The 13,268-nt window shown below is 41.0% G+C and carries 11 protein-coding genes; all 11 read left to right on the top strand.

Features of this window, described 5'->3' with window-relative positions; genetic code table 11:
* Window positions 1-4 precede the first annotated feature (4 nt).
* The 11 genes from wcaM (at window position 5) to EQV24_RS05775 (ending at window position 13,228) form a co-directional block, all read left to right on the top strand.
* Window positions 5-1,396: a colanic acid biosynthesis protein WcaM gene (gene wcaM / locus EQV24_RS05825; protein WP_130626317.1), complete on the top strand. Its 1,392-nt coding sequence runs from the start codon at window positions 5-7 to the stop codon at window positions 1,394-1,396.
* 175 nt (window positions 1,397-1,571) lie between these two features.
* The gene (gene galF / locus EQV24_RS05820) at window positions 1,572-2,468 is read left to right on the top strand and encodes a GalU regulator GalF (protein WP_013097865.1); all 897 of its coding nucleotides are present in this window, start codon (window positions 1,572-1,574) and stop codon (window positions 2,466-2,468) included.
* A gap of 374 nt (window positions 2,469-2,842) precedes the next feature.
* Entirely contained in the window at window positions 2,843-3,841 is a 999-nt protein-coding gene (gene pseB, locus EQV24_RS05815) for a UDP-N-acetylglucosamine 4,6-dehydratase (inverting) (RefSeq protein WP_013097864.1), read from the top strand.
* Entirely contained in the window at window positions 3,841-4,992 is a 1,152-nt protein-coding gene (pseC, locus tag EQV24_RS05810) for a UDP-4-amino-4,6-dideoxy-N-acetyl-beta-L-altrosamine transaminase (RefSeq protein WP_058683802.1), read from the top strand. The genes pseB and pseC overlap by 1 nt, the downstream gene beginning before the upstream one ends.
* Window positions 4,993-5,703, top strand: a complete 711-nt coding sequence (gene pseF / locus EQV24_RS05805; RefSeq protein ID WP_013097862.1) for a pseudaminic acid cytidylyltransferase — start codon at window positions 4,993-4,995, stop codon at window positions 5,701-5,703.
* Window positions 5,681-7,213 carry a UDP-2,4-diacetamido-2,4,6-trideoxy-beta-L-altropyranose hydrolase gene (gene pseG / locus EQV24_RS05800; protein ID WP_058683801.1) on the top strand — a complete coding sequence of 511 codons (1,533 nt, stop codon included), beginning with the start codon at window positions 5,681-5,683 and terminating at the stop codon, window positions 7,211-7,213. The genes pseF and pseG overlap by 23 nt, the downstream gene beginning before the upstream one ends.
* Window positions 7,213-8,262, top strand: coding sequence for a pseudaminic acid synthase (gene pseI, locus EQV24_RS05795; RefSeq protein WP_063122235.1), 1,050 nt, complete (start codon window positions 7,213-7,215; stop codon window positions 8,260-8,262). The genes pseG and pseI overlap by 1 nt, the downstream gene beginning before the upstream one ends.
* Window positions 8,263-8,306: 44 nt before the next feature.
* Window positions 8,307-9,569, top strand: a complete 1,263-nt coding sequence (locus tag EQV24_RS05790) for a hypothetical protein (protein ID WP_095439611.1) — start codon at window positions 8,307-8,309, stop codon at window positions 9,567-9,569.
* Window positions 9,544-10,941 (top strand): hypothetical protein, encoded by a 1,398-nt coding sequence (locus tag EQV24_RS05785; RefSeq protein WP_095439612.1) that lies wholly within the window; start codon window positions 9,544-9,546, stop codon window positions 10,939-10,941. Before EQV24_RS05790 ends, EQV24_RS05785 begins: the two co-directional genes overlap by 26 nt.
* On the top strand, window positions 10,942-12,267 hold the full coding sequence (locus EQV24_RS05780) for a DUF6418 domain-containing protein (protein WP_095439613.1): 1,326 nt from the start codon (window positions 10,942-10,944) through the stop codon (window positions 12,265-12,267).
* The gene (locus EQV24_RS05775) at window positions 12,260-13,228 is read left to right on the top strand and encodes a glycosyltransferase (RefSeq protein ID WP_095439614.1); all 969 of its coding nucleotides are present in this window, start codon (window positions 12,260-12,262) and stop codon (window positions 13,226-13,228) included. Before EQV24_RS05780 ends, EQV24_RS05775 begins: the two co-directional genes overlap by 8 nt.
* The last annotated feature ends 40 nt before the right edge of the window (window positions 13,229-13,268 follow it).

The raw sequence follows: 13,268 nt of genomic DNA, 5'->3' as shown, positions 1-13,268 counted from the left end.
TTGTATGCTGAAAAAGATTACCCGACGCAGCTTTGTCTCTTCTCTGTCCGTCCTGGCGGCAATGCCGCTACTGTCGCCCCGCGTTGCGCGGGCGGCAACCGGCGAGACGGTCTCTGTAAATCAGTACAATAACAACGACTGGATCGCCGCCTTTAAGCAGGCGTTTAACGAAGGCGACACCGTCGTAGTGCCTGCAGGGCTCACCTGCAAAAACATCAACACGGGCATTTTCATTCCTGACGGCAAAACGCTGCTGATTCGTGGGGCGTTAACCGGCAATGGCCGGGGGCGCTTTGTCCTGCAGGAGGGCAGCAAAGTCATCGGTGAGGGCGAAGGCCGTACCGAAAATATTACCCTTGACGTTCGTGGCTCTGACTGCGTGATCAAAGGGCTGGCGATGAGCGGATTTGGCCCGTTAACGCAAATCTACATCGGCGGCAAAAAGCCCAGCGTGATGCGTAATCTGGTCATTGATAACATCCGCGTGAGCCAGGCCAATTACGCCATCCTGCGTCAGGGGTTTCATAGCCAGGTGGATGGCGCCCGCATCACCAACAGCAAATTCAGCCACCTGCAGGGCGATGCGATCGAATGGAATGTGGCCATCAATGACCGCAATATTCTGATCTCCGACCATGTGATCGACAACATCAACTGCACCAACGGGAAGATTAACTGGGGGATTGGTATTGGCCTTGCGGGCAGTACCTACGACAACGACTACCCGGAAAAACAGACCGTGAAGAACTTTGTGGTTGCCAATATCACCGGCAGCAACTGCCGCCAGCTGGTGCACGTTGAGAACGGTAAACACTTTATTATCCGCAATATTAAGGCCAAAAATATTACGCCTGATTTCAGTAAAAAGGCGGGAATAGACAATGCCACGGTAGCAATTTATGGCTGTGATAATTTCGTTATTGATAATGTCGATATGGTCAATAGTGCCGGCATGTTAATCGGTTACGGCGTGATTAAAGGTGACTACCTGTCGATTCCGCAGAACTTCAAGCTTAACGATATTCGTCTGGATAATAGCCAGCTTGCCTATAAGCTGCGCGGCATACAAATTTCATCCGGTAATGCGACCTCGTTTGTGGCCATCACCAACGTCGACATGCAGCGCGCGACGCTTGAACTGCATAACAAACCTCAGCACCTTTTCTTGCGCAATATCAACGTGATGCAGGAAGCAGCAATCGGACCCGCGCTGAAGCTGAACTTCGACCTGCGTAAGGATGTGCGGGGTAAGTTTATGGCGAAAGACGAGACGTTGCTGTCACTGGCAAACATCAAAGCAGTGAATGAGAAAGGGCAGAGCTCGGTGGATATTGACCGGGTGGATCAGCATGTGGTGAATACGGAACGGCTGAATTTTGCGCTGCCGCACAGATAATCGTCAGTGGGCTTTTTGCGACTATTCCTGGCACGGAATCGCATTCTATTCAGATTACAACTACTGTAATTTGTGGTGCTAAGGCGTAATATCATTACAGGATTACGGCAAATCATACTGGCGAAAACAGGTTTAAGAGCTATAATTCGTCAACCATTTTAAGGTGGAAGAAATAATGATTAATTTGAAAGCAGTCATTCCGGTAGCCGGACTGGGCATGCATATGCTGCCAGCCACAAAAGCCATTCCTAAAGAGATGCTACCGATCGTCGACAAGCCGATGATTCAATACATCGTCGACGAGATTGTTGCTGCAGGGATCAAAGAAATCGTTCTGGTTACGCACTCGTCCAAGAATGCGGTTGAAAACCACTTCGACACCTCTTACGAACTCGAAGCGCTGCTGGAGCAGCGTGTTAAACGTCAACTGCTGGCGGAAGTGCAGTCTATTTGTCCTCCTGGCGTGACCATCATGAACGTGCGTCAGGCGCAGCCGCTGGGCCTGGGCCACTCCATCCTGTGTGCTCGCCCTGTCGTAGGCGACAATCCGTTTATCGTGGTCCTGCCGGATATCATCATTGATACCGCTTCTGCGGATCCGCTGCGCTACAACCTGGCGGCGATGGTGGCGCGTTTCAACGAAACAGGCCGCAGCCAGGTGCTGGCGAAACGCATGAAAGGCGATCTGTCCGAGTACTCTGTTATCCAGACTAAAGAAGCGCTGGAGACAGAAGGGCAGGTGAGCCGCATCGTTGAGTTTATCGAAAAACCGGATCAGCCGCAGACGCTGGATTCCGACCTGATGGCGGTTGGTCGTTATGTCCTGAACGCGGATATCTGGGCCGAGCTGGAAAAAACCGAGCCAGGCGCCTGGGATCGTATCCAGTTGACCGATGCGATTGCCGAGTTGGCGAAGAAGCAATCTGTTGACGCGATGCTGATGACCGGTGAGAGCTACGACTGCGGTAAGAAGTTGGGCTACATGCAGGCGTTTGTGAACTATGGGCTGCGCAACCTGAAGGAAGGGGCGAAGTTCAGAAGCCGGATTGAGAAGTTGTTAGCTAACGACTGATTTTATCTTACTTGATTTGCACAAGCGGCAGTCATCATTTGGGTATGTTGAAACATAACCAAAATGGTAGCTGCCGTTTTTTGTTATTAATTCTAATGATAACATGGATTTATCTGATTTAAATCTGGTCAGATTTGTAACGATTTGTGCTTGTTTCTGAGGTCGTTTAGGACGACAATTAACGGCAGTTTTTGCAGTTGTCCAGCGCCAGTAGAGTTCGGTGTCGGACTTCAACAAATGGAACATTTCACCCTCGTTCAGTGCACTGGTAGCTGTTAAGCCAGGGGCGGTAGCGTGGGTAAAACCCATGCAGGGCTGGGTTACAATCTCTTCAATTGTAGCATTCAATAAGTTGATATTTTCTGGTGAAAAACATGTTTGATAATAAAACGATTCTGGTAACTGGCGGCACAGGTTCATTTGGCAATAAGTTCGTTCGCATGACGCTTGAAAAATATAATCCTAAAAAAATTATCATTTATTCGCGTGATGAAATGAAACAGTGGGAAATGGCAAAGCATTTCAAAGATGAAAGTCGCATCCGCTTTTTCATCGGTGATGTGCGTGATAAAGATCGTTTGTACCGCGCGTTAGATGGGGTTGATTTCGTGGTGCATGCAGCAGCAACAAAAATCGTTCCTACCGCAGAATACAACCCGTTTGAGTGTGTAAAAACCAACATCAACGGTGCGATGAATGTTATTGATGCATGTATTGATAAAGGTATCGAGCGTGTCGTTGCACTGTCTACTGACAAAGCAAGTAGCCCAGCAAACCTGTATGGTGCAACTAAACTGGCATCCGATAAATTGTTTGTGGCAGGTAATTCCTACTCCGGTGCTACCAAGACTCGCTTCGCCGTTGTGCGTTACGGGAACGTTATGGGATCCCGTGGTTCCGTAATTCCATTCTTCCTGTCTATCAAAGACAAGGGCGAACTGCCAATCACTGATGACCGCATGACCCGTTTCATGATTACCCTGGAACAGGGTGTGGAACTGGTTTGGCACGCCTTCAATGACATGGAAGGTGGCGAGATCTATGTTAAGAAAATCCCATCAATGAAAGTGACTGATGTTGCAACGGCTGTTGCTCCTGATGCAACTCAGAAAGTGATCGGTATTCGTCCGGGTGAAAAACTGCATGAACAAATGATCAGTGCAGAAGATGCGCATTACACCTATGAATATCCGGAACATTTCAAAATCCTTCCTGCAATCCATAACTGGTGCGATTCTCCTGAACGTATTAAAGATGGTAAACGTGTACCAGAAGGGTTCGTTTACGAAAGCGACAGCAATACCGAGTGGATGAGCATTGAAGAACTGCGTCAATGGATTGATGATAACCGTGAAAAAGTAGGCAATATCTAATGAAATTTATCCCCTACGGACGGCAGGATATCTCAGAAGAAGATATCAGTGCAGTGGTGGACGTACTGAAGTCTGATTTCTTGACTCAGGGGCCATGTGTTCCACAGTTCGAGCAGGCCATTGCTGATTATGTTGGCGTTAAACATGCTGTAGCGGTTAATAGCGCAACGTCTGCACTTCATATTGCATGCTTAGCACTGGGGTTGAAAAAAGGCGACTGGCTTTGGACTTCGCCTAATACCTTTGTGGCTTCGGCAAACTGTGCGCTTTATTGTGATGCCAATGTAAGCTTTGTTGATATTGATCCGCACACTTACAACATGAGTGTTTCCGCTCTGGAAGCTAAACTCATTGCGGCTAAAGCAGAAGGCAAATTGCCTAAAATCGTGGTGCCAGTAGCGTTTGCGGGTCAATCATGTGATATGGAAGCGATCCATAAACTGTCTAAAGAGTATGGGTTCGCCATTATCGAAGATGCGTCGCATGCGATCGGTGGTAATTATCAGGGAGCTAAAATTGGCAACTCGCGTTTTGCCGACATTACCATTTTGAGCTTCCACCCGGTTAAGATCATCACAACTGCTGAAGGTGGTATGGCGCTGACAAACAACGATGCGCTGGCCGAGAGTATGCAACTTTTCCGCAGCCACGGGATTACCCGCGACAACGAGAAAATGACCAAACTATCGGAAGGTGGTTGGTACTATCAGCAGGTAGATCTCGGATTAAACTATCGCATGACCGAACTACAGGCTGCACTGGGTGTGAGTCAGTTAAAACGTATTGACGGTTTTGTGGCTCGACGTCATGAACTGGCAAAACGTTATCACGCGGCTTTTGACGGTGTTCCTGTTTCAATACCGCAGCAATCAGAGAGTGGATACAGTGCTTTGCATCTTTACCCACTGACGGTGAACGATCCGGCGCAACGTAAACCACTGTTTGATTATCTGCGTGATAAAGGCATTGGGGTTAACGTCCACTATATCCCCGTTCATACTCAGCCTTATTATGAGCAGTTAGGTCATAAATCTGGTGATTATCCCGTCGCTGAAGACTATTACTCTCGCGCGCTGAGTATCCCTATGTACTCAACGCTGACAGATGAAGAGCAAGACTACGTTATTCAGTGCATTAGGGAGTTTTTTTAAATGAATGTGGCAATCATTCCTGCGCGTGGTGGCAGTAAGCGTATTCCACGAAAAAACATTAAAGAATTTTGTGGGAAACCAATGATTGCCTGGTCCATTGAAGCCGCTCAAAAGAGCGGCGTCTTTGACCGAATCATTGTCTCAACAGATGATGCGGAGATAGCTGAAGTTGCGCGTCAATATGGTGCAGAAGTGCCATTTATGCGCCCGGAAGAACTCTCAAATGATTATGCAGGTACTATTCCTGTGATTCGCCACGCGACTGATTGGCTCATTAGTCACGACTGCGCGGTTGATTATGTTTGCTGTATTTATGCTACAGCTCCTTTTATCCGCGCTGAAGATATTATTCAGGGATTAGGAACTCTCCAAAGCCAGCAAGGCGATTATGCTTTCACAGTTTCAAGGTTTCCTTATCCCATTCAACGAGCACTTAAAGTCAGTGATGAACAGCGTATAAGTATGTTTTCACCTGAGATGTTCCATGTCCGGTCACAGGATCTTGAAGAGTCGTGGCACGATGCCGGGCAATTTTATTGGGGGACATCCTCAGCTTGGTTGAACGAAAAGCCGATTTTTAGCGCAGATTCCTACTCGATTGAACTTCCGCGTGAACGTGTCCAGGATATTGATACTCCAGAAGACTGGCGCGTAGCTGAGTGGTTGTTTAAAGCCATGGAGTTTAAAAATGAACGTGTTTCTGCGGGCTGATTCATCGCTATCGATCGGTTCTGGTCATATTATCCGTTGTCTAAATCTTGCGAAAGTCTTAGAAAAAGCAGGAGCTCGTTGTTCATTTATATCAAAAGACCACCCTGGTAATATTCTGGATAAAATAAAACAGGAAGGTTTTTCTGTCGAAGTTATCGCAGCTGCCGATAAATCGAGTACTTACATCAGCGATGAAAAATCATGGCTTAATGGAAGTCAATACGATGATGCTGAGAAATTTATCGATTTAATAGTAGAAAACTGTTCTGATCCAGACATCATCATTGTCGATCACTATTCTCTTGATTACGAATGGGAAGCGATTGTGAAAGCACGTTTTCCTGATTCACATTTAGTGGTGATCGATGATCTCTGCAACCGGCCGCATTGTTGTGATTTACTGATTGATCAAACCTATATGCGCAGCGCCAGAGAATATGCCCAATTCAATAAAAGAGAAGGTAAAGTTCTCGCTGGCGCAAAATATGCGTTGCTAAACCCTGCATTTTCGCAATTAAGAAAACAATCAATTGTTCGTAAAGCCAACATTACTGCACCGAAAAAACTATTATTAACAATGGGTGGGGTGGATGCACATAATGTTGCTGGAAAAATGCTGGTATTCCTTGAGCAGTCAAACTTTAAAAACATAGAAAAAATCACTGTTGTATTGGGCTCTGCTTGTCCACACCGTTCTGAAATTATCTCTCTTGCGAATAAATCGAAATACGACGTCGACGTTCTCGTTAATGTGTCAAATATGGCAGAACTGATGCTGGAACACGATTTCGCAATCGGCGCTATGGGGGGAACGACTTGGGAACGATGTACTATGGGATTACCTGCGGTAAACGTAGTCATTGCGGATAATCAAAAAACCATCGCAAACAATCTGTCTAACGCTGGTGCGATTGTGCTATATGCGGATAATTTTAATGCTGCAGAGTTGAGCGAGGCTCTGAATCATTTGATCGCGCATTATCACGAGCAGCGCCTCCTTGCTATGAACATATGTGATGGACAGGGGCTTAACAGAGATATCCAGGAAATAGTAATAATGTCAGCCAAAGATGGCACTAATGTGACTCTGCGTCAGGCTACATTTGACGATATCGATTTTGTATATCAACTTCAATGTGAGCCGCAAACGCGCAAATATGCTCGAAATCCTGAAATTCCTGCATACGAGAATCACGTCGAATGGATGAAACGAAAGTTAAATGCCGACAATGCATTTTTTTACGTTATTGAAAATGCAGGGGCATGTGGTGTCATTCGATTAGACCCTGTTGAGCATGCCTTTGCAAACTATGAAATATCGATTTTTCTGACATCAGCATGTCACGGTAAAGGCATTGCGAGTGCAGCTATCAAACGCGCCTTAATGTTGCATAAAGGTATAAGCATACTGGCAACGGTTTTACCTGAAAACCATACATCGCATCAGTTATTTGAGCGTATCGGATTTTATAAATTTTCACCCAGCGAATATATCAGCGAGAAAAAATAATGAACAAATTTATTACTATTGATGGTCGTAAAATTGGTAAAGATCATCCTCCTTATATTATTGCTGAGCTTTCGGCGAACCATAATGGCGACATCAACCGTGCATTCAAGATTATGGAAGAAGCGAAAGCTGCAGGTGCAGATGCCATAAAATTACAAACATACCGTGCAGACACCATCACCATTGATTGTGATACTGAAGATTTTCAGATTCATGGCGGCCTATGGGATGGGCAAACGCTTTATAATTTATACAAAGGGGCACAAATGCCCTGGGAATGGCATAAGCCTCTGTTTGACAAAGCTAAAGAACTCGGAATCACTATTTTCAGTAGTCCTTTCGATTATACAGCTGTAGATCTTCTGGAGGAACTCGGAGCCCCTGCCTATAAAATCGCTTCATTTGAAGCTATCGATCTGCCATTAATAAAATATGTTGCAAAAACAGGCAAGCCGATGATTATTTCAACGGGCATGGCTGACGAGCAGGAGATTCAGGAGGCTATTACTGCAGCACGTGACGGTGGTTGTAAGGAACTTGTCGTTCTGCATTGCGTGAGTGGTTACCCGGCACCAGCAGAAGATTATAATCTGGCGACTATTCCAGATATGGCTGAGCGTTTTGGGGTCATTACTGGGCTGTCCGATCACACAATCGATAATACGACTGCAGTTGCATCAGTTGTCCTTGGTGCTAACGTTATTGAAAAACACGTTACACTGGATCGGAATGGTGGGGGGCCAGATGACAGTTTCTCGCTTGAACCTGCCGAGTTAATTGCCTTGTGTAGGGATGCAAAAATAGCGTGGAAAGCTTTAGGCTATGTAAATTATGAACGTAAAGAAAGTGAAAAAGGAAATGTTAAGTTCCGTCGTTCACTCTATATAGTTAAGGATGTCAAAAAAGGTGAAAAGCTAACGGCTGAAAACGTCAAAAGCATTCGTCCCGGATATGGGCTTGCGCCTAAAAATTATCATGATGTAATTGATAAATTTGCTACCCGGGATCTAAATAAAGGCACTCCACTTAAAAAAGAACATTTTAGTTAAAATATTAGCCAAGGAGGGCTAAGAGTTCTTAGGATGGTGTAATTTTGTTAAAAATAAAAGTTCCAACGTATTTATTTGATTTGTCATTAAGAATAGCTGCGCTTGGCGGCAAGTTTTTGTTAATGATGGCTATCGCTAGGTTCTTAACAGTTAAAGATGTCGGTGATTATGGATTATATGTCAGTATAATAGTTGTTTCACTTTATTTTGTTGGTTTGGATTTCTATATTTTTTCAACTCGAGAAATATTAGATCCTAAAGTAATTAAAAATATAGGTGAAATACTGTTTAATCAGTTAATTTTTTTTGCTTTTAGTTACTTATTGCTTGCTGCAATCTGGCCGGGGTTATTAACTTTATCCGCAATCACTGGAGTCGGTGGATTGTTGTTTGTCTTAACGATCACAGAACATCTTTCACAAGAGTGTTATCGCGTATTAATTATCAAAGAAAGAATTACGATTGCTAATTTTATATTGTTTATTCGGTCAGGCATATGGTGTTATTTATGTGTGCCACTACTTTATTTTCATTTCATCAAATTAGAACAAATATTCTATATATGGTTAGTCTTTTCAGCAATATCCGTAGCTGTAGGAGTAATCTCTATTGTAAAATTCGAATCTGTTTCAATTTCTGATTTCAAGTTAGATGTTCAATGGTTAAAAAGAGGGGTAAAAACTTCATTCCTTTTTTTTCTCGGTACTCTATGTCTTCGAGTAATTAACTATTTAGATAAAGTCATTGCAGTTCACTTTATTACGTCACCAAACTTAGGTGTATATGTCTTCTTTTTTGGAGTAGCGGCTGCCGTTCAAGCGATTATTGATGTATTGGTCGTGACAAGATACTACCCTTCACTTGTTAAAGCGATTCAAGCTAATAATGTAGTCGAAGCAAAAAAAGCTTTTGTAAGATTCAAAAAGAAAATTTTCTTGTATAATTTTGGGCTTTACATACTATCTATTCCAGCCTGTTATTTAATGATTACATTAACAGGTAAAGTTGAATATGCTAATTATTTCCTGTGGTATATTTTAATAGTTATTGCAACATCAATTTTAAATGTGTCAATGCCTTATCACTATGTTTTATACTCCAAGAAGAAAGACACTTCAATTATCTGTATAAATGCGATTGCATTGCTATTATTTATAATTATTTCATTCTCCGGTGTTAAAATACTGCCTGATAGCGGTATGCTTGCGATATTAATAGCCTTAATTGGTTCTAATCTATTTATCTTAATAATTAAGTATATTCTATTTGTGAAGGAGTTCAATGGTGAAGGGCGTCATCTTAATTAATAATGCAATTTTCTCCCCAGTATTTAAAAGGTTGGCGATTGAATTAATAAATAAAAATGTCGACATTACTATAATTACCGATAGCTATTTTTCCATTAGGAAATATAAACTTCATGAAGTGAAATGTGAAATTATTTGCTTCGAAGAATATACTAGAACAGATAAAGATATTTCATTGCTAAGTCAGTATGATAAGTGGAATATACATTCTGATTATGATCGTGATAATTATTATCATTCAGTTTATTCTTCCGAGAGTAATTTTTGGGGGCGCGTTTCTAAGAATTTATATTGCTTTTTTGAAAGCATTTTCAGTAAACAAAGGTTTGACTTCGTTTTTTATGAAAATGTTTCAAATGGATTGGCATATACTGCAAATCAAGTTGCAGAAAAATACGGTGTGAAATATTTAGGCTTAACAGCGAGTCGTTTGCCAGGGCGATCCTTATTTTCATCTTTGGACGATCGCTTATCTAAAACAATATTAAAAACGATAGATACAATGCCTGAACTCAGCCAGGAGAAGCATGAAGAAATTAGTGAATATATTGCTAATATTCAGCATATCCAACCTGATTATATGAATAATAACGGGCTTTCTTCTGTTAATTTTGTGAGCAAAATTTTAAAGAAACGGGATTTTACTTTTATTACTGAAACTATAAGGCAAACCATTGTCGGTAAAAATGTCTTGTTCCAAGTAGGAAACCCATTGCTGAAAAGTTTTCACATGAATTATAGAGAGGTAAAACGTTGGTTTTGCGTGAAAAGGATAAAAGATTTCTTCGATGAAGATCTTACATCGCAACCCTTTTATCTATATCCATTGCATTACCATCCCGAATCATCTACATCTATTCTTGCAAAATTTTACGATGAATATAACCTCATCCGCAATTTAGCTTTCAGTTTACCACATGGGGCATTTTTGGTTGTAAAAGATCATATTTCCGCGACTGGATATGAAGGTATTGATTTCTATAAAAAAATCCTAAAACTTCCTAACGTTAAACTTGCTAATCCGAAACTGAATTCTAAAGAATTAATAAATAAATCATTAGGTGTATTCACATTAACCAGTACGGTGGGTTATGAGGCTGTACTGATGAATAAACCAGTTGCCGTTTTCGGTGATGTATTTTATATGAGGCATCCTCTTGTGCATCAGTGTAAAGGCTACGGTGATATCGTAAATGCTGTTAAACATATTGATGACAATCAGTCTGCAAATTATAATGAATACAACATTCGATTTGTCGGTGCTTATGACTCTCTTTGTTTTCCACTAACGATAAATTACACGAATTATCCAGGTGCTGAATTTGTTGAAAAAGTCAGCTCACAAATAATTCGCGCATTAAAGGACCACTAAATGCTAATGTTGTGGTGCTGGATATCTGTTTTCTTAACAAGCTATATCTTTCATGGTTCGTATATACTTAATCTGATTGTCGTACTAGGTTATATAATTGTACTTTTTTACCTGTTAATTAAAAAAGAAGATTTCTTTATAATTGGCAGCTTCTTTTTATGGTCTATTTTAACAACAGCGATTAGTGGCTTGATTCTTGAAACCGGTGTATTTTTACCTGAACTCGGAGAAATATCTACGGTAAATGGTGCAACGGCTATAAATGTTAGTTTGGCAGTAATAACCTTTTTGATTGCATCCAATTTTTTTATTTTCATGAACGAGCGTATAGTTGTTAATTTAAATACCTCATTTGTAGTGAATGCTATTATAGAAAGGATATATCCAGTCTTAGTTCTTTTTGCTACCCTAGTCGTGATATTTTTCTTTATTAAATTTGGCAGGCCAAGCGACTACGGCCAGGACAGGTTTTACTACTGGAATAATGTTGCTCCATCTTGGGGCAATAATGTGCGATTGTTTGTGGAACAATCAGTATTTATTCTTGGCTGTATATATGCCAAAACTAAAAGTAAATTTACCCTTGGAATATTCCTTTTTGGCGTCATTTCGCAAGTTCTTGTTGGCGAAAAATTCACGGGAATTTTCCAAATGCTTCTTTTCTTCAGTGTATGTTTTCTCATTGCATCGAACAAAAAAATTAGCAAAAAATTATTTTCATTAAGAAGTATATTGTTATTTTCAGTCTTAGGTATTGCTTTTGTTACTTTAGTTTGGACTAGCTATTTCTCTCTTTCTGGAGATAGTTCGCTCGCATTTGAATCCCTGAAAACGCGTATTGCAGCGCAAAGTCAGCTTTGGTGGTCTCTAACAAATACTGCGAACTCAGCTGAAGTTGATGTGTCGAATATTTTTGGTAATTTTTTTGGCATCGGAGTTCAACCTGAAAATACGGGAATGTCATACCTCATGGGGCTGGTTATGCCTCAACAATTATTCAATGTTTATCAAGAGGCAGGAATTGCTCTGACTATGGCATTCCCTGCAAATGTATTGCTGTTCTTTGGTCCAGTTTTGGCACTACTAGTATGTGCGATATTGGCGTTTTTCCTATCATTGGCCTTTTGGTTTACAGCATATACTTTAAGGAATAAAGACTATATCTTGCTGTTTATAGCAATGAAAGTTTTCAACATCGCTATTCAGTTCATATTGATGGGCAGGGTATACCTTTTGTTTGAATGGAAAATTATTCTTTTACTGCTGCCTTTAGTATTTGCCTTGGTTGCACATTCAAAAAATAGGGTTTCTAGAACCAATGTTTAATGTTTCTTTTATCATACCCGTCTATAATGTATCTGCTTATCTTAAAGATTTTTTTTCACCTTTCAAATTATGTACATTACCTTGTGAAATAATTTTCATTGATGATGGTTCGACTGATACGTCAGCTGAGATACTTAAGCAGTTTGCATTAGCTGATCCAAGAGTGATAGTTTTACATAAAGAAAATGGTGGAGTATCCACTGCAAGAAATTATGGTATTAGTCATGCTTCTGGTAAGTTTATTTCATGTCTAGACCCAGATGATTTGCTCTCACCCGCTTTTTTTAAATACTTAGAAGAATCCATTAAGAAGTTTAATGACGTTGATACAATTATTTACCGCTATGAGAAATTCCAGGATGGTATAGAACCTGAAATTTTAAATGCCGGCTTCGATTTTTCTTCATTGGAACTTGTACCAAAAAAAGTGCTCTCTACAATCCATAATTATCCTTGGGTGAGAGTTGTTCGGCGAGAATTTTTTAATAATAATCTTTTTCCTGAGGGGATTATTTATGAGGATTCGGTAACGGTACCTTTGCTTAACGCTAGGGCTCAAAATGTTTTAAAAATCAATGAAGTGCTTTACTATTACCGCGTAAGAAAAAATTCGTTGACGAATTATAATGTTCTAAGGAACATGGAATTAGTTACTGCACTTTCGCTTCTTGAAGAAAGGGTCAAGAAAATCAAAGAATATCGACCGCACCTATATTCTTGCGTTGCTCATTTATCAAGAAGTGCTTTGATTACGCTATACAAAACCTCCAAAACAAATAGTTCTTCGCATATGTTAAGGGAGAATCAAAAAATTATTTATACAAAATTCAATCAATATCCCCTTTCTTTAATATTACAATGCGATGCTAACCTATCAGATAAGATTTGCTTTGCACTATTGAAAATGAATAAGGTCGGTTTTTTCTGTTTCAAGATACTATACAACCGTATTAGTAAATAAAACGGCAATTGCATTGTCGTGCCTGATAATGATTATGTTA

This window comes from Enterobacter sp. A8, from assembly GCF_004296595.1.
In the GTDB taxonomy this organism is placed as follows: Bacteria; Pseudomonadota; Gammaproteobacteria; order Enterobacterales; family Enterobacteriaceae; genus Enterobacter; species Enterobacter cloacae.
The sequence above is the reverse complement of the archived record's forward strand: the minus strand, read 5'-3'. Positions and strand labels throughout refer to the sequence as shown.

What these genes read in the sequence shown, in the direction of transcription:
- wcaM (WP_130626317.1), top strand. Translation starts at nt 5, where the DNA reads ATGCTGAAAAAGATTACCCGACGCAGCTTTGTCTCTTCTCTGTCCGTC.
- galF (WP_013097865.1), top strand. Translation starts at nt 1,572, where the DNA reads ATGATTAATTTGAAAGCAGTCATTCCGGTAGCCGGACTGGGCATGCAT.
- pseB (WP_013097864.1), top strand. Translation starts at nt 2,843, where the DNA reads ATGTTTGATAATAAAACGATTCTGGTAACTGGCGGCACAGGTTCATTT.
- pseC (WP_058683802.1), top strand. Translation starts at nt 3,841, where the DNA reads ATGAAATTTATCCCCTACGGACGGCAGGATATCTCAGAAGAAGATATC.
- pseF (WP_013097862.1), top strand. Translation starts at nt 4,993, where the DNA reads ATGAATGTGGCAATCATTCCTGCGCGTGGTGGCAGTAAGCGTATTCCA.
- pseG (WP_058683801.1), top strand. Translation starts at nt 5,681, where the DNA reads ATGAACGTGTTTCTGCGGGCTGATTCATCGCTATCGATCGGTTCTGGT.
- pseI (WP_063122235.1), top strand. Translation starts at nt 7,213, where the DNA reads ATGAACAAATTTATTACTATTGATGGTCGTAAAATTGGTAAAGATCAT.
- EQV24_RS05785 (WP_095439612.1), top strand. Translation starts at nt 9,544, where the DNA reads ATGGTGAAGGGCGTCATCTTAATTAATAATGCAATTTTCTCCCCAGTA.
- EQV24_RS05780 (WP_095439613.1), top strand. Translation starts at nt 10,942, where the DNA reads ATGCTAATGTTGTGGTGCTGGATATCTGTTTTCTTAACAAGCTATATC.
- EQV24_RS05775 (WP_095439614.1), top strand. Translation starts at nt 12,260, where the DNA reads ATGTTTAATGTTTCTTTTATCATACCCGTCTATAATGTATCTGCTTAT.